The organism is Shewanella sp. BJSY2023SW001, assembly GCF_047314685.1.
GTDB classification, from domain to species: Bacteria; Pseudomonadota; Gammaproteobacteria; order Enterobacterales; family Shewanellaceae; genus Shewanella; species Shewanella indica.
In genome coordinates this window covers 39,144-56,498 of sequence record NZ_JBKORF010000066.1, presented here as the reverse complement: position 1 = coordinate 56,498, position 17,355 = coordinate 39,144, and the positions used below count along the sequence as shown (strand labels likewise).

Sequence of the window (17,355 nt, the reverse complement as noted above, 5' to 3'; positions counted from 1 at the left end):
GAGTAACTTGCTGATGCGAAAATTTATTCTTGCTGCATCGATCGCCAGTGTCTTTATGGGTTCCCAGGCGCTGGCTATCTCACCGGCAGTCCCGGTCAGCGAGTTACCCCATCTGCAACAGGAGCCGCAACACAAGGTTGCCAGTAAAAGGATAACCGGCCTGTTCAGTCGCTCCCATTATCACAGATTCGATCTGGATGATGCTTTTTCTCAGCAGATCTTCAAGCGCTACCTCGAACAGCTTGACTATCGCCGCAATGTATTATTGCAGAGCGATATCGACAGCTTTAAAGTCTATGCCAACCAGTTTGACGATATGGTGCGTAGCGGCGATCTGGAACCTGCGTACAAGATGTACGATCTGGTGCAGCAGCGCCGTTATGAGCGTTTTGTCTATGCCTTGAGTTTGCTCGATAAAGAGATGGACTTTGATCAGGCAGGCGATGCTTATGTCTTTGATCGTAAAGATGCCGCCTGGCCCAAGGACGAGGCAGAGCTCAATGAGCTGTGGCGTCAGCGGGTCAAGTACGATGCCCTTAACCTTAAGCTTACCGGTAAAGAGTGGCCGGAGATTGTTGAAATGCTGGGTAAGCGCTACAACAACGCCATCAAACGCCTGAAGCAAACCAACAGCGAAGACGTGTTCCAGGGGCTGATGAATGCCTTTGCCCGCAGTGTCGAGCCGCACACCAGTTATCTGTCTCCCCGTAATGCCGAACGTTTCCAGATGGAGATGAACCTGAGCCTGGAAGGGATAGGTGCCGTGTTGCAGATGGAAGATGACTACACGGTTATCAAGAGTCTGGTGGCTGGTGGCCCGGCAGCGCTGAGTGAGAAGTTGGCGCCGGAAGATAAAATTGTCGGTGTGGGTCAGGAAGGCAAGGAGATGGTCGATGTGATCGGCTGGCGTCTGGATGACGTGGTTGAGCTCATCAAGGGCCCCAAAGGTAGCAAAGTAACCCTGCAGGTGCTGCCCAAAAAAGGCGGCTCCAATGCTAAACCCATCAATGTGACTGTGGTGCGGGACAAAATCCGTCTCGAAGACAGGGCGGCGACTTCCAAGATAGTTGAGCCGGATACCGGTCCTTACGCCCAGCGTAAAATCGGTGTTATTCAGATCCCTGGCTTCTATATGGACTTATCCCGTGATGTGGCCAAAGAGTTACAAACCCTTAATGAAGCTAAGGTTGAAGGTGTGATTGTTGACCTGCGCGGTAACGGTGGTGGCGCCTTGACTGAAGCAACCTTGCTCACTGGGCTGTTTATCGACCAGGGACCTGTGGTGCAAATTCGTGACGCCAATGGTCGCATCAGTGAAAACCGTGACAACGACGGCAAGAGCTATTACGACGGCCCACTCACAGTGATGGTTGACCGTTACTCGGCCTCGGCCTCGGAAATTTTTGCCGCTGCATTGCAGGATTATGGCCGCGCCTTGATTATTGGTGAATCGACATTCGGTAAGGGCACAGTGCAGCAGCACAAGAGCCTTGGCCGTATCTACGACCTGTATGAAAAGCCGGTTGGTCATGTGCAGTACACCATAGCCAAATTCTACCGTATCAATGGTGGCAGCACCCAGTTGAAAGGGGTGACTCCGGATATCCCGTTCCCCAGTGCGTTGGAGCCGGGTGAATACGGTGAAGCGGAAGAAGACAATGCTCTGCCATGGGATAAGGTCCCTGTCGCCAAGTACCAGCCTTTGGGTGAAATTGGCGCAGAGATGGTCAGCAATCTTGCGAAACGCCACCAGAGTAGGATACAGCAGGACGTTGAGTTCGGTTATATACTGCAGGATATAGGCGAGTTCAAGAAACACCATAAAGAGAAGAGTGTTTCTCTGGTGGAAAGCGAGCGTCTGGCCGAACGGGATAAGGACGATCAAAAACAGTTGGCCCGCCTCAACGAACGTCGGGTTGACCATGGTCTCGAGCCCTTGAAGTCTCTGGATGACGATGAAAATGTCTCCGAAGATGAGAAAAAAATCGAGACTCCGGATGCCTTCCTCGATGAAGCCGTCTATATCACTTTGGATATGGTGGACTATCAGAAATTGGCAAAAAACAGCGCAAATTGATGCTGGATCCAGGAAACATAAAAACGCGCTGATTGCGCGTTTTTTGTTTGCTTCCAGCGCTCACAGAGGCAAGATCAGTCAACGAACTCAGCGACTGCCAGTGCCCAACGAATTAAGGATGACCTATGTCTGAAGCACAAAACCTTTCCCCGGACCAACTGCAAGCCAAGCGCCTGGCTGATTATCGTCCACCGGCGTTTTTGATCCCAGAACTGTCCCTCTCATTTCAGCTCGAACCCAAGCAAACCCGGGTGACTGCGGTCAGCCAGGTTAAGCGCAACGGCAATCACAATGAACCTCTGCAGCTTGACGGTGACGAGCTGGAATTGGAACAGCTGTTGGTTAACGGTGAACCGGCCGACTATCGCCTCGAGCCGGGTAAACTGCTGCTTGAAACTGAGCTCAACGAATTTGAATTGACTCTGGTGACTCGTATCAGCCCGGCCGATAACTCGGCACTGGAAGGTCTGTACATGTCTGATGGGGCCTATTGCACCCAGTGTGAGGCGGAAGGTTTCAGACGCATCACCTATTTTCTCGACCGTCCCGATGTGCTGGCCAAATACCAGGTACGTATCGAAGCCGACAAGGCGTTTCCTTTCCTGCTTTCCAACGGCAATCTGCTGGAAAAAGGGGAGATGGACGATGGTCGTCATTTCGCCGTCTGGCAAGACCCTTTCCCTAAACCCGCGTACTTGTTTGCGCTGGTTGCCGGTGACTTTGACCTGTTGGAAGACAGTTTTACCACCCGTTCCGGCAGAGAGGTTAAACTGCAGGTGTTTGTCGACAAGGGCAACCTGCATAAGGCCGGACACGCCATGGCTTCATTGAAAAAGGCGATGGCCTGGGACGAGTCACGCTTTGACCTCGAGTATGATCTCGATATCTACATGGTGGTGGCAGTAGACTTCTTTAACATGGGCGCCATGGAAAACAAGGGCCTGAATGTTTTCAACACCAAGTATGTGTTGGCAGATAATGACACTGCGACCGATGATGACTTCCACGGCATAGAGTCCGTTATTGGTCACGAATATTTTCACAACTGGACCGGCAACCGGGTAACTTGCCGTGACTGGTTTCAGCTGAGCCTGAAAGAAGGTCTGACCGTATTTCGCGATCAGGAATTCAGCTCAGATCTCGGCTCCCGGGCCGTCAACCGTATTCATGCCATCAAGGTCATCAAGAATCAGCAGTTCGCCGAGGACTCGGGGCCGATGTCGCATCCTATTCGCCCCGAAAGCGTGATAGAGATGAATAATTTCTACACAGTCACTGTTTACAACAAGGGCGCCGAAGTGATCCGCATGATGCACACCCTGCTGGGTGAGCAGGCCTTCCAGGCGGGGATGAAGCTTTATTTCGAGCGTCACGATGGCCAGGCGGTTACCTGTGATGACTTTGTCGCTGCTATGGAAGATGCCTCAGGTAAAGATCTAACTCAGTTTCGCCTCTGGTATAGCCAGGCGGGTACCCCTCAGGTGACAGTGACTGATGAGTATGATGCAAGCACAGAGACTTACCGCCTGCATCTCAAACAGTTCACCCCAGTGCGCGCCGGAGAAGCGGCCAAGGCACCATTGCATATTCCGTTCAGTCTGGAACTGCTGGGCAATGATGGCAGCTCCTTGGTCAACCAAGTGTTTGATTTTACTCAGGCCGAGCAGACATTGGAGTTCAAGGGTATCAGTGCCCGTCCAATTCCTTCGCTGTTGCAGGACTTTTCGGCGCCGGTGAAGCTCAAGTATGACTACAGCACAATGCAGCTGCTCTGCTTACTGCGCCATGCCGGCAGTGAAGTGGCCCGTTGGGAAGCGGCTATGAGTCTCTTCAGCCGCGCCGTGTGGGCCAATGTGACCTTACTTGAACAGGGGCAGGGGATGCATCTGGATCCTCGGGTTGTCGACGGCTTCAGAGGCGTGATGCTGGACGAATCCTTGGATAAGGGCCTTGCGGCCGAAATCCTCAAGCTGCTTTCAGTGTCTTCCTTGATTGAACAGGCCGATAAGGTGGAATTGGATGCCCTGTTGCTGGCACGCGACTTTGTGATTGAAGCCATCGCCAGTGGCTGTGAAGATGAGCTGTTGGCCCGTTATCGTCAATTACTGTCGCTGGATGACGCCGCCGCCCGCAGTTTGAAAAACACTCTGCTTTGGCTGCTGGCCAAAGTCTCTGATGAATATGAGTCCTTGATTGAACAGCAGTTTGCCTCGGCCTCTGGCATGACAGATGCGCTGGGCGCACTGCTTGCCGCTAACGATGCCGATTGTCAGTGCCGTGATGCCCTGATGCAGACATTCGAGCAGCGCTGGAATAAGACTCCTCTGGTGATGGACAAGTGGTTCAGTCTGCAGGCGATGGCGACAGATGATGAGGTGATCGCCAGACTCGAGACCCTGTTGCAACATCCGGCCTTCAGTCTGAATAATCCCAACCGGGTTCGTTCTCTGGTGGGGAGTTTTGCCGCGGCCAATGTGCGTCAATTCCACCGCTTGGACGGCAAGGGATATGCTTTCCTTACCGCCATGCTCAAACAGCTCAATAGCCTCAACCCGCAAGTGGCAGCACGGATCATCACTCCGCTGATCCAGTTTGCCAAGTTTGATGACGAGCGCCAGGCCAAAATGAAGGCTTGTCTGCAGGGGTTGTTGGCCATGCCTGAGTTGTCACGGGATCTTTATGAGAAGGTCAGCCGCGCACTGGAAGACTGAGTACAAAGATGGAATTTTACTTTCGCCTCAATCTGAGTTATCAGGACTTTTTACCTTACTATCAAGGTATTGCTGAAAATGTTGAGGTCAGGGAAAAGGGTGGCAAGATCCTCTGGATCAATGGCCGCCGCTTACGTCCTTTTCTGACTGCCGATGGTATTTATGGTGAATTCCATCTCAGATTAGACCGGGATGGAAAGTTCATTTCCTTGAAACAAATTTAGAGTAATTACTTAAAACGGCCGACTTAATCAGTCGGCTGTTTTGTATCCAGGTAACAAAGGTTAATCCATTGAAATCAATTGGGTTATATTTGTTAACCTCCTATATCCTTTCCACACTCGATAAAAATTTAAATTTCCACGCCTTTCCTGAATGACGGATCCGTCTTAAGTCCCCAAATCTGCACAATAAATTTCTCCGTCTCTGCCTTGCTCATCAGCATTAATTGCTGTAACAATGGTGTTGCCTGTGAGCTAACAAGATGTTGGTTGAGACTCCTATAACAATTAATCCAGCAGGTTACGGAGAAGCGATAAATGAAAACAGTGATAAACCGTTTTAACAAGTCGGCGCTCGCTTTGGGGGTGGCGTCGGCACTGAGTTTAGGGATGATCCCCAGTGTCGAAGCGGTATCGTTCAAATGGGGCGAAGTGGATGGCTCCTTTGATTCGACCTGGACCTTGGGCGCCAGTTGGCGCGTGGAAGGACGAGACTGGGATGGTCAGATAGGTAAAGTCAACCATCCAAGATTCGATTGGAGCGGCTATTCGGCTTTCACCGATACCAAGTACACGGCCGCCGAGATCTGGGCGCAACCCGGTTCCTATTCCAGTAACAATGACTTGAGTAACCTGCTGTATTCTAAGGGTGATACTACCTCGGAAATTTTCAAGGGATTGCACGAGCTGTCGCTCAAGTATGAGAATTTCGGTATTTTCGCCCGTGGAATGTATTTTTACGATCGTAAATTGAACGACAGAATTTACGATTTTAATGACCCTCTGACCGGCAACCGCTACGACCCTTGCGCCGACAAGCGCGCCAAAGAAGTGCAGTGTAAGGATATCCGTCTGCTGGATGCTTTTGCCTATGCCAACTTTGATTTTAACGATGGCGCCAATCCCTTGACTATCCGTGTGGGTAATCAGGTGGTCTCATGGGGGGAAAGTACGCTTATTTCCCATGGTATTGCGGTAATTAACCCGGTTGATTTGAACATACTCAACGCACCGGGCGCCGAATTGAAAGAAGCCTTCAGGCCGCAAGGTATGGTGTGGGCTTCTTTTGGGGTGACAGAAAACCTGTCGCTGGAAGCTTTCTATCAATATGACTGGGAGCCTATCTGGGTTCCGACTCCCGGGTCGATTTTCGGCACCAACGACTTTGTCGGTTACGGTGGCTACAACCAAAACGCCCAGCTCGGCTTCAACGCCAACCCGGATATCAATCTCGATTTCCTGACCCAGGAATATAACCGCCTGTCCAACATGATAGCCTCAGGGCAGAGCATTCCGACCGAGCAGCTGGTGCAGATGGCGCTGGCTTATCCCACCAAGGTGACATTGGTGGAAGATGAAGCTGCTCCCAGCGATTCCGGTCAGTACGGCATCAAGCTGGGTTACTACGCCCCGGAGCTGGGTGAAACCGAGTTTGGTTTTTATTACATGAATTACCATAGCCGCCGTCCACTCATCAGTGGTACCACGGCGGACTTCAGCACAGGCGCACTGCTGTCTGATATGGCGGTGCTTGGGCAAAACGCCGGCAATATCAACCGCGAATTACTGCTTAGCCTGGATAGCTTCTCCAAGGCCCAGGTGGTTTATCCGGAAGATATCAAACTTTACGGCTTTAGTTTTAATACCTTGATAGGCGATACCTCTGTGGCCGGTGAAATTGCGCACCGCCAGGATGAGCCACTGCAGATTGATGATGTGGAACTCTTGTTTGCCGCTATGCCACAACAGCTGGCCAACGCAGGACTGAGGCCGGATCTTGATGGATTGTCTCAGTACACTTCCCATGTCAAGGATGTCGGTCCGGGTGAATACGCCGAAGGTTATATCCGTCTCGATACTACTCAGGCGCAGATGACCTTTACCCACTTGTTTGGCCCGACGCTGGGTACCGATAACCTGGTGATGCTCGCCGAAGTCGGCGGGGTATGGATCCATGATATGCCGGGTTTCGATGAACTCAGACTCAATGGTCCAGGTACAGGGCGCAGCGGCGGCAATCCGAATATGCCAGGCATCATTGAAGCGTTGCATAATGGTCCTGAAACCAATCCGTTCCCGACAGATTTCGCCTGGGGTTACCGGATTGTCGCCAAGGCCGATTTCAACAACGTGTTCTCCGGCATCAATATGTCACCTCGAGTGATTTTCTCCCATGACGTTGATGGTATCACCCCGGATCCTATGTTTCTGTTTACCGAAGGTCGCAAGTCTGTGGCACTGGGACTCAGCTTTGACTACCAGAGCCGCTGGGGCGCCGATCTTTCCTATAACAGTTTCTTTGGTGGGGTAGGCACAACCAATGCGATGGCCGATCGCGATTATGTGTCTTTCAACGTTAAGTTTTCGATCTGATAAGGACAATAAAATGAGAACGATAGCTATATTGTCTGCTGCTGTAATCCTGGCTTTGGGGGCCACCACAGCTGTAGAAGCCAAGGTTTCCGAGGCCGATGTGGCCAAACTGGGTACCAGCCTGACACCACTCGGGGCTGAAAAGGGCCCCAATGCCGATGGTAGTATTCCGGCTTGGGACGGCGGCATTACCACACCTCCTGCCAGTTATAAAAAAGGCATGCATCACCCCGATCCCTTTCCGGATGACAAGCCGCTGGTGACGGTTACCGCAGCCAATAAGGATCAATACAAGGAGTTCCTGACGCCGGGACAACAGAAGATGTTTGAAACCTATCCTGATAGTTTCAAAATGAACATCTATCAGACCCGGCGTACCGCTTCTGTGCCGCAGTTTATTTATGATGCCACCAAGGCCAATGCGCCGAGAGCGACTCTGGTCTCAGAGGGCAATGGTGTCGATGGCGCGTCTATAGGTATTCCTTTCCCCATTCCTGCCAATGGACTGGAAGCCATCTGGAACCATATTCTCAGATTCCGCGGTGTCGATATCGAAACCGAACGTAATCAGGCGGCGCCTACCGCCAGTGGTGATTACACTCTGGTGGAAATGGCCGAAGAGATACGTTTCGAATACTCTCGCCCTGAAGCAAACTTGGAAGAGCTGAAAAAGAACAACATTCTGTTTGAATTCAAACAGGTGGTGACGCAGCCCGCGCGTTTGGCCGGTACTGCGCTGTTGGTGAAAGAAACCATGGATCAGGAGAAGGAACCCCGCCAGGCCTGGACCTACAACACCGGGCAGCGCCGGGTGAGAAAGGCGCCCAACGTGGCCTTTGACACGCCCGGCACGGTTTCTGATGGTCTGCGTACCACGGATGATTTCGATATGTTCAATGGCTCGCCTTCCCGTTATAACTGGGAGTTGCTGGGCAAGAAAGAGATCTTCATTCCTTACAACGACTACCGTCTGCATTCGGATAAGGTCAAGTACAGTGAGCTACTCAAACCCGGTCACCTAAACCCCGATTATATTCGCTATGAAAAGCACAGAGTCTGGGTGGTCAAGGCCAGCTTGAAAGAGGGCATGCGTCATATCTACAAGACTCGGGTCTTCTATCTGGATGAGGACTCCTGGCAGGTCTCAATCGCCGATCTGTACGACAACCGTGACGAACTGTATCGGGTTGCCATGGCCCATGGTCTGAACTATTACGAGGTGCCGACTCATTGGAGTACTCTCGAGGTGTATTACGATCTGCAGTCTCGTCGTTATATCGCCATAGGTTTGGATAACGAAGGCCGTATGTATGACTTCGATGCCAAGTTATCCGAGGCCAACTTCACCCCGGCCGCGCTGCGCCGCGAGGGAATACGTTAAACCTTCGTTATCTAATGGGAGGCTTAGGTCACCCAGTAGAAAATTCCAGGGGCGCGTGCGCCCCTTTTAACCCTAAGGAAGTCTGTAATGTCGTATCGCATGCTTCAAGCAGCGGCTCTGGGCCTTGGCATACTCACATTTCAGGGCGCGATTTCGCCCCTTCACGCCGAAACGCAATCTGCAACCCGGGCTCTTACCGGTCAGCTGCAGCCTTTGGCGGTTCACTCTTTGATGTTGGATATTGCTCAGGCCGGCAGCACTATGGTGGCGGTCGGTGAGCGCGGTCATATCTTAAGGCTCAGCGCCGATGCCAATCAGTGGCAACAAGTGGCGACACCGAGTCAGGCGCAGTTGACCAAGGTATTTTTTCTCGATGCCAACCATGGCTGGGCAGTGGGCCATGATGCCACCATTCTTGTCACCCAAGATGGCGGGCTCTCCTGGCAGCAACAGTTCAGTTCGCCTGAGCTTGCCCGGCCCTTGCTGGATGTTTGGTTTGCCGACTCGCAAAACGGCATAGCCGTTGGCGCCTATGGTTTATTTCTGCGCACCACAGATGGCGGCCAAAGCTGGCTGAAAGAGTTTCATCCCGAGCTCTTGAGCCAAGATGACGCCGATTATCTGGCGGATCTTAAACAGCAGGATGAAGAGGCCTATCGGGCCGAATCCGACTCAATTTTGCCCCATTTCAATCGGGTCATCGCCCTTGATGATCAGCGTTTACTCATGGTCGGCGAGTTGGGGATGGTAGCCATTTCCGAAGATGGCGGCCGTTTGTGGCAGCGACAGGATTTTATTTATGACGGCTCTTTGTTCAATGCCATAGAAGGGGATAACCAGCTCTATGTGTTTGGTCTGCGAGGGCATGCCTTCAGCGCCCCGAAAGATATGGGTCAGTGGCAGGAGATAAAGATGCCGCTTGAATCGACCCTCAATGCGGCGGTGGCGGTCAAAGGGGGTCTGTTGCTGGTCGGCAATGGCGGCGCCGTTATTCGTCTGGATAACAACTTACACGCTGAGCTGGTAACCCAGCGCAGAGGGGAAAACTTAACGGCAGTTGCTGTTGACCCCAAGGGCCGGTTATGGATAGCCGGGACCAAAGGGCTTTTCGAACTAAAACAACAATAAAGGGCCATTATTATGTTAGACAGATTGGTCAATGGGATTGAGAGTTTTCTCTTTCGCAATCGTATCGGAGTGATACTGCTGTTTGCGCTGACCACGGTATTTTTGGGCTTTCAGGCCAGTCAGCTGAAAATGGATGCGGCATTTGTCAAAAACATTCCGCTGCATCATCCCTATATGCAGACCTACCTCAAACACCAGAAGCAGTTTGGCGGCGCCAACTCAATCATGGTGGCGGTAGAAGACAGCAGCGGTAATATTTTCAATCCGGCGTTTTTCGACACCTTCAAGAATGTGCATGATCAACTGTTCTTTATTCCCGGGGTAGAGCGCTCTCAGGTGAAATCCCTGTTTTCGCCGTCGACACGTTTTACCGAAGTGGTGGAAGACGGCTTTGCCGGAGGGCCGGTGATCCCGGCGGATTTCAGCACCACAGAAGCTGGGCTTGAACGGGTTAGAGGCAATATCGAAAAAGCCGGCATAGTCGGCCGTCTGGTGGCAGAGGATTACAGCGCCGCCATGGTGACAGCGCAACTGATGGATTTTGATCCGCAAACCGGCGAGCCATTGGATACTTTGGCGTTTGCCGCGCAACTGGAAGAGCAACTCAGAGGCCAGTTTGAAAAAGATGGCATAAAGATTCACATCATAGGCTTTGCCAAGATGGCCGGTGATGTGGCAGACGGGGCCAAAGGAGTGCTGCTGTTTTTCCTGATAGCCATTTTGGTCACGGCCCTGATGGTATATCTCTTCTCCCGCTCCATGGTGTTGACCCTGCTGCCTTTGGTGTGCAGCTTGATAGCCGTGGTTTGGCAGCTTGGGCTCTTGACCGTGGTGGGCTTTGGCTTGGATCCCATGTCGATTCTGGTGCCGTTTTTGGTATTTGCCATAGGTGTCAGCCACGGGGTACAGATGATCAACGCCATCCGCAAGCGGGTCGCCGATGGTCTGAGTACCAAGGTGTCCGCGGCTTCGGCGTTTCGTAGCCTCTTGGTACCGGGCGGGGTCGCCTTGCTGTCGGATACCATAGGTTTTATGACCTTGTTGGCAATCGATATCGGCATTATACGTGAGTTGGCGATTTCCGCATCGCTTGGGGTAGCAGTGATCATCCTGACCAACCTGATACTCTTGCCTTTGGTGATCTCCTTCTTCCAGATAAAGGCCGCGAAAGCGAATGCGGTCACCGAGGCCAAGACAGCGGCCTTTTGGCAAAAGCTCACCTGTTTTGCTACGCCCAAATATGCTGTGGTGGTAGTGGCGGCCACCGCGCTGCTTTATCTGGGCGGATTGCAGCAAGCGGGCAAGATGCAAATCGGCGATCTTCAGGGCGGAGCACCGGCGCTGCATCAGGACTCCCGTTATAACCAGGACACCTTCTTTATTACCGATCATTTTTCTATCACCACAGACGTGATGAGCGTGATAGTGGAAGCCTATCCAGAGGCCTGTACCTATCACTCGGCGTTGGAGAAGATTGACAGGTTTGAATGGTTGGCGCGCAACACACCGGGGGTTGAGTTTACCGCCAGTATCGCCTCGGTGGCACGCCAGGTGAATGCCGGTTTCAATGAGGGCAGCCCCAAGTGGCAGGTATTACCAAGAAGCCCGGCGAGCCTGGCGCAACTGGTGTCACAAATTCCTACCAGCACAGGTTTGCTGAATGGCGATTGCTCTGTGATGCCCGTGTATCTGTTCCTTAAAGATCACAAGGCGGAAACCATAGAGCAAGTGGTGAGCAAGGTGAAGCTGCTGGCCGCTGAAATGGACGACGACAAGTTGAGCTTTAAACTCGCCTCCGGCCCGGTGGGGGTGATGGCAGCGACCAACGAGGCGGTCGCCGAAGCGCAATTGCCTATGATGCTGTATGTCTATGGCGCGGTGTTTATCCTCTGTCTGATAAGCTTCCGTTCGCTGAAAGCCACGGTTGCGGTGATCCTGCCTCTGTATGTGGTATCGACATTGGCGCAGGCACTGATGACCTGGCTGGATATCGGCCTGACGGTAAGTACTTTGCCGGTTATTGCCCTCGGGGTGGGTATCGGGGTGGACTATGGCATCTATATCCTGTCGACCATGGCGGTGAAACTGCGCGATGGCATGGCAGTGCAGCAGGCCTATTTCGAAGCCTTGATGGAGCGAGGCAGTGCGGTCATCTTCACCGGTCTGACCTTGGCCATTGGGGTGAGTACTTGGTTCTTCTCTGCTCTTAAGTTCCAGATGGATATGGGAATTTTGCTTACCTTCATGTTTGTGGTCAACATGCTGGGGGCCATAATTATCCTGCCAGCACTGGTGGCACTTTTCTGGCGCAAACACAGCTAGTGATAGGGGCAGGGGAAGAAGTTTCTCCTGCCCCTGCTGAATAGTTAGTCTGTTTATCCGATTACTTCTTCACCACTCCCTTCAATATCCCGTCATTGCTGGATTTGTACAGGATGTACCACTAAAATTTTGCTCGAATTATGGTTTGTTTAGTAATAAACTGCGCGGCATGACCTCGGTCACAAAAATTCAGGCCCGGGTCATTCGACGAAGCATCCATATAATGAAAAAAGCGCTGCCATAGACGCTTAAGGAAACAGCAAAATGGCCTTGAAAGATGCAATGCCTTCAGTACTGCTTGAAAAGGTAGTTAGTTTAATCCACTCCAAAGTCCCTAAAACACAAGCAAATCAGGTGGAACAGTTCGCCACCTGCCTCTACGCTCACATGTCCAAGGACGATCTCCAGGCCCGTAACGATAGCGATCTCTACGGTGCCGTCCTGAGTCTTTGGAATGCTCTGAACAGCACGCCGTGTGGGGAAACTCACTTAAGGGTATTCAACCCAAGCCAAGCCAAGCACGGCTGGCAATCAACCCACTCCATCATCGAAGTTGTGCAGCCCGATATGCCCTTCCTGGTGGATTCTGTGGGGATGGCCCTCAACCGTTTGGGGATCACAGCTCATATGATGTTGCATACGCCTCTGGCCATTGAGCGCCAGGGCAAAGACATCAAGCGGGTCAGCTTTGTTAACGACAGCAAGGAAGACAGCGACAAGGTGGCAGTATTCCTGATTGAAATTGACCGCCAAAGCAGCGACCAGGACATAAAACAACTCGAAAAAGAGATAGAGTCCGTGCTCGGTGATGTCGCCGCCGCCGTCAATGACTGGCGCGCCATGTCCGATAAGCTGGCTGAAGTGGTTGAAGAGTTGCCAAAGCGCCCGTTCCCCGGTGAGAAAGCCGAACTCGAAGAAGCGACTCGCTTCCTTAGTTATTTGAACAACCATCATTTTACTCTGATGGGCTATCGTCGCTACGACCTGCGTAAAGTAGAAGGTGACGTTGAGCTGGTGCCGGATATGGCCAGTAGCCTGGGCCTGATGAACAAACCCGGCAAAGCGCAGCCAGAGCATGGTTTGATGCTGTCTTCTTTTTCTGAATCGGCTCGCCGTGAAGCGCTGGACAACAGCCTGCTGATCCTGACCAAGAGCAGTGCCAAGAGCCGGGTTCACAGACCCGCTTATGTCGACTATATCGGCGTCAAACGTTTCGATGAGGCCGGTAATGTCGTCGGTGAAGACAGATTCATCGGCCTGTATGCTTCCAATCTGTACAACCGTAGTCCGAAAGAGATCCCGCTGTTGGCCGAGAAAGTCCAGCGGGTGATGGACAAGTCAGGTCTGGCACCGCGCTCCCACGACTATAAAGCGTTGATGAATATTCTGGAAAACCTGCCAAGGGACGAGATTATTCAGGCAAGCGTCGACGAGTTGTCGCACATGGCTCACGGCGTGTTGGAGATGCAGGACAGAGATAAACTCAAGCTGTTTGTCCGTAAAGACGGTTTCGGCCGCTTCCTGTCCTGTTTGGTGTATGTCTCTAAAGACAGATACAACACCCGTTTGCGTGAAGATACCCAAAGGATCTTTGCCCAAACCTTTAACAGCAATGAAGAGGTGGAGTTTACCACTTACTTCTCCGAGTCGAGCTTGGCCCGTACCCACTACATAGTTAAAGTCGACAACAACAATAATTTGGAACTTGATGTGGCTGCCATAGAAAACAATCTGATTGAAGCCGCTCGCTCATGGGAAGATAAACTTCAGAGCGCGCTCAACAATTCACTGGGTGAAGAGCAGGGTACTCGCCTGTTCAAGCGTTATCTGACAGCATTCCCACAGAGTTACAAAGACGATGTGTTGCCGACGTCGGCCGTGGTGGATCTGCAACAACTGGAAGCGTTAGATGATGACCATAAGCTGGGCATGTTGTTCTATCAGCCACAGGAAGCGGCGCCTGGCAGCAACAAGGTACGTTTGAAGCTGTTCCACAAGGATGAGCCTATCCATCTGTCGGATGTGCTGCCTATGCTGGAAAACTTCGGTCTCAGGGTGATCAATGAGCGCCCTTATGAAGTGAAGAGCACAGATGGCGCGACCTTCTGGATCCTCGACTTCCTGATGACAGTACAGGGCGGCGCCACTGAAAACCTGGCAGACAGCCAGGATAGATTTCAGACCGCGCTGGCTCAGGTTTGGCAGAAAAAGCTGGAAGACGACGGCTTCAACCGCATGGTACTGGCTACCGGGCTTTCCGGCCGTGAAGTGTCAGTGCTGCGCGCCTATGCCAAGTATATGCGTCAAATAGATGCGACCTTCAGCCAGGCTTACATCGAAGAAACCTTCAGCCGCTATCCGCAGATAGCCGATTCGCTGGTGAAGATGTTTATTCGTAAGTTCAATCCCAAGCTGAAGACCCGCACGCTGGATAAGTTTATCGAGCAGATCAATCTGCGTCTCGATGACGTATCCAGCCTGGATGATGACCGTATCATTCGCCGCTATCTGGATCTTATCAACGCCACGCTGAGAACCAACTTCTATCAGCAAGATGCCGCCGGCCAGCCGAAGGATTATATCTCCTTCAAGTTTGCCCCCAACCAGATCCCTGAAATGCCCAAGCCACTGCCGAAGTTTGAAATCTTCGTCTACAGCCCAAGGGTTGAAGGTGTGCATCTGCGCGGTGGTAAAGTGGCCCGTGGTGGATTGCGCTGGTCTGATCGCCGCGAAGATTTCCGTACCGAAGTACTGGGTCTGGTGAAGGCACAGCAGGTTAAGAACACTGTGATTGTGCCCGTAGGTGCCAAGGGTGGCTTTGTTTGTAAACAGCTGCCGACCGAAGGCGGACGTGAAGCTTTCTTCACCGAAGGTCAGGAATGCTACCGGATCTTTATCCGTGGTTTGCTGGATATCACAGACAATATCGTCAACGGCGACCTGGTTCCCCCTGCGGATGTTGTGCGTCACGATGAAGACGACCCTTACCTGGTGGTCGCCGCTGATAAGGGCACTGCGACCTTCTCTGATACCGCCAACGCCATTGCCACCGAATATGGCTTCTGGCTGGGTGATGCTTTCGCTTCCGGTGGTTCCAACGGTTATGACCACAAGAAGATGGGCATCACCGCCCGCGGCGCTTGGGAGTCAGTAAAACGTCACTTCCGCGAAGTGGGTATCGATTGCCAAACCACAGATTTCACCTGTGTGGGGATAGGCGACATGGCCGGTGACGTATTCGGTAACGGCATGCTCTTGTCTGAGCATACCCAGCTGGTGGCTGCTTTCAACCACATGCATATCTTTATCGACCCAACGCCTGACTCAGCGACCAGCTTTGTCGAGCGTAAGCGTCTGTTTAATCTTCCTCGCTCCAGCTGGGAAGACTATAACAAGGAGCTTATCTCCAAAGGCGGTGGTGTGTTTGCCCGTAGCGCAAAATCCATCAGTTTGACGCCTGAAATCAAGAAGATGCTGGCGACCGACAAGGATGCTATGACGCCGACTGAGCTGATCAAATGCCTGCTGAAAATGCCGGTTGACCTGATCTGGAACGGCGGTATCGGTACTTATGTCAAAGCGAGCAGTGAAACCCATGCCGAAGTCGGCGACCGCGCCAACGACGGTTTGCGGGTCAACGGTGGCGAGCTTAAGGCCAAGATCATAGGTGAAGGCGGTAACCTGGGTTGTACTCAGCTTGGCCGTATCGAATACGCTGCCAATGGTGGCCGTATCAACACCGACTTTGTCGATAACGTGGGTGGTGTGGACTGTTCGGATAACGAAGTTAACATCAAAATTCTGCTCAACGCTCTGGTGGCCGAAGGTGAGATGACCCTCAAGCAGCGTAACCGCCTGCTGGAAGAGATGACTGACGAAGTCGCGCAGATAGTACTGCAGGACTGTAAAGATCAGACTCGCACCATCTCTGTGACTCAGGTGCGCGGCGCCGAACAGCTCAAAGAGCAGATCCGCTTTATCAACTACCTGGAAAAAGAGGGTAAGTTGGATCGCGCTCTGGAATTCCTGCCTACAGAAGAGGAGCTGTCCGAGCGTTTGGCCAACGGCCGAGGTTTGACCCGTCCTGAGCTGTCGGTATTGGTGGCCTACGCCAAAATGGTGCTCAAGGAACAACTGCTGACACCTGTTATCACAGATGACGCCTGGTTGAGCCAACTGCTGGTTGCTTATTTCCCTGGTAAGTTGCAGCAGAAGTATGCCGACAAGATGACTCAACATCCGCTGCGCGGTGAGATCATTGCTACTTCGTTGGCGAACGAACTGGTTAACGATATGGGGCTCAATTTCGTCCAGCGTATGCAGGATGAGACAGGCGCCTCAGTTGCTGATGCCGCCATTTGTTACACTATGGCCCGCGAAGTGTTTGGTTTGGCAGATTTAACCAAAGCCATTACTGATTTGAACGGCATAGTACCCGCGGTTGTTCAGGGCGAGATGCTGCACCAGTTGCGCCGTAACATGCGCCGTGCCTGTCGCTGGTTCCTGCGTAACCGTAGCCGCGCCATGAGCATAGAGCAGGTTGTTGCCTTCTATAAGCCGGTGTTCGACGAGCTGAAAGCCAATATCCGCTCTTACCTGGTAGCTGACGAGTTGGCGGGTATTGAAGAGGATATCGCCGCACTGGAAAAAGAAGCCGTGCCTCATGAGGTCGCCAATCTGGTTGCCAACATGAGTACGCTGTTCTCGGCGCTGGATATTGCTCAGATAGCTCAGCTGGAGTCCAAGCCGGTTTCACTGGTGGCAGAAACTTACTTCAAGTTGGGCGCAAGAATCGATCTGCATTGGTTCCTGGAGCAGATCGGTGGTCAGCCGGTGGCCAACCACTGGCAGGCACTGGCCAGAGCAGCCTTCCGTGAGGAGCTGGATTGGCAGCAAAGAGCGCTGACATCAGCGGTACTGCGCAGCTGTACCGACAGCTGTGAGTCCGATGCTATTATCGAACAATGGGTCGAACTCAATCAGGGCTTGCTGGAGCGCTGGTTCCACATGCTGGCTGACTTCAAGACCTCGCAAACCCATGAATTTGCGAAGTTCTCAGTAGCGCTACGTGAACTGAATCTGCTGATCCTGCACTGCGAAGGGCAGAAGTAAGCTATTATAACAATAAGAGCCCTGGCAAAC

General features: G+C 52.4%; 8 protein-coding genes. All 8 read left to right on the top strand.

Going from position 1 to position 17,355, the window contains the following annotated elements; translation table 11 throughout:
• Nucleotides 1–13: 13 nt before the first annotated feature.
• Nucleotides 14–2,077 carry a carboxy terminal-processing peptidase gene (gene prc / locus ACMHXH_RS15115; RefSeq protein ID WP_039033240.1) on the top strand — a complete coding sequence of 688 codons (2,064 nt, stop codon included), beginning with the start codon at nt 14–16 and terminating at the stop codon, nt 2,075–2,077.
• A 125-nt stretch (nt 2,078–2,202) separates the two neighbouring features.
• Nucleotides 2,203–4,788, top strand: a complete 2,586-nt coding sequence (gene pepN / locus ACMHXH_RS15110) for an aminopeptidase N (protein ID WP_335912193.1) — start codon at nt 2,203–2,205, stop codon at nt 4,786–4,788.
• A gap of 8 nt (nt 4,789–4,796) precedes the next feature.
• The gene (locus ACMHXH_RS15105; protein WP_039033238.1) at nt 4,797–5,012 is read left to right on the top strand and encodes a DUF2835 domain-containing protein; all 216 of its coding nucleotides are present in this window, start codon (nt 4,797–4,799) and stop codon (nt 5,010–5,012) included.
• A 315-nt stretch (nt 5,013–5,327) separates the two neighbouring features.
• Complete coding sequence (locus tag ACMHXH_RS15100; protein ID WP_071476581.1) at nt 5,328–7,382, top strand: DUF1302 domain-containing protein; 2,055 nt, start codon at nt 5,328–5,330, stop codon at nt 7,380–7,382.
• Nucleotides 7,383–7,395: 13 nt separating this feature from the next.
• The gene (locus ACMHXH_RS15095) at nt 7,396–8,763 is read left to right on the top strand and encodes a DUF1329 domain-containing protein (RefSeq protein WP_039033236.1); all 1,368 of its coding nucleotides are present in this window, start codon (nt 7,396–7,398) and stop codon (nt 8,761–8,763) included.
• An 87-nt stretch (nt 8,764–8,850) separates the two neighbouring features.
• Nucleotides 8,851–9,891 carry a WD40/YVTN/BNR-like repeat-containing protein gene (locus ACMHXH_RS15090; protein WP_144361341.1) on the top strand — a complete coding sequence of 347 codons (1,041 nt, stop codon included), beginning with the start codon at nt 8,851–8,853 and terminating at the stop codon, nt 9,889–9,891.
• A 12-nt stretch (nt 9,892–9,903) separates the two neighbouring features.
• Nucleotides 9,904–12,213: an efflux RND transporter permease subunit gene (locus tag ACMHXH_RS15085; protein WP_413738234.1), complete on the top strand. Its 2,310-nt coding sequence runs from the start codon at nt 9,904–9,906 to the stop codon at nt 12,211–12,213.
• 264 nt (nt 12,214–12,477) lie between these two features.
• On the top strand, nt 12,478–17,325 hold the full coding sequence (locus ACMHXH_RS15080; protein WP_101096409.1) for an NAD-glutamate dehydrogenase: 4,848 nt from the start codon (nt 12,478–12,480) through the stop codon (nt 17,323–17,325).
• The last annotated feature ends 30 nt before the right edge of the window (nt 17,326–17,355 follow it).

What these genes read in the sequence shown, in the direction of transcription:
- ACMHXH_RS15095 (WP_039033236.1), top strand. Translation starts at nt 7,396, where the DNA reads ATGAGAACGATAGCTATATTGTCTGCTGCTGTAATCCTGGCTTTGGGG.
- ACMHXH_RS15105 (WP_039033238.1), top strand. Translation starts at nt 4,797, where the DNA reads ATGGAATTTTACTTTCGCCTCAATCTGAGTTATCAGGACTTTTTACCT.
- ACMHXH_RS15090 (WP_144361341.1), top strand. Translation starts at nt 8,851, where the DNA reads ATGTCGTATCGCATGCTTCAAGCAGCGGCTCTGGGCCTTGGCATACTC.
- ACMHXH_RS15080 (WP_101096409.1), top strand. Translation starts at nt 12,478, where the DNA reads ATGGCCTTGAAAGATGCAATGCCTTCAGTACTGCTTGAAAAGGTAGTT.
- prc (WP_039033240.1), top strand. Translation starts at nt 14, where the DNA reads ATGCGAAAATTTATTCTTGCTGCATCGATCGCCAGTGTCTTTATGGGT.
- ACMHXH_RS15085 (WP_413738234.1), top strand. Translation starts at nt 9,904, where the DNA reads ATGTTAGACAGATTGGTCAATGGGATTGAGAGTTTTCTCTTTCGCAAT.
- ACMHXH_RS15100 (WP_071476581.1), top strand. Translation starts at nt 5,328, where the DNA reads ATGAAAACAGTGATAAACCGTTTTAACAAGTCGGCGCTCGCTTTGGGG.
- pepN (WP_335912193.1), top strand. Translation starts at nt 2,203, where the DNA reads ATGTCTGAAGCACAAAACCTTTCCCCGGACCAACTGCAAGCCAAGCGC.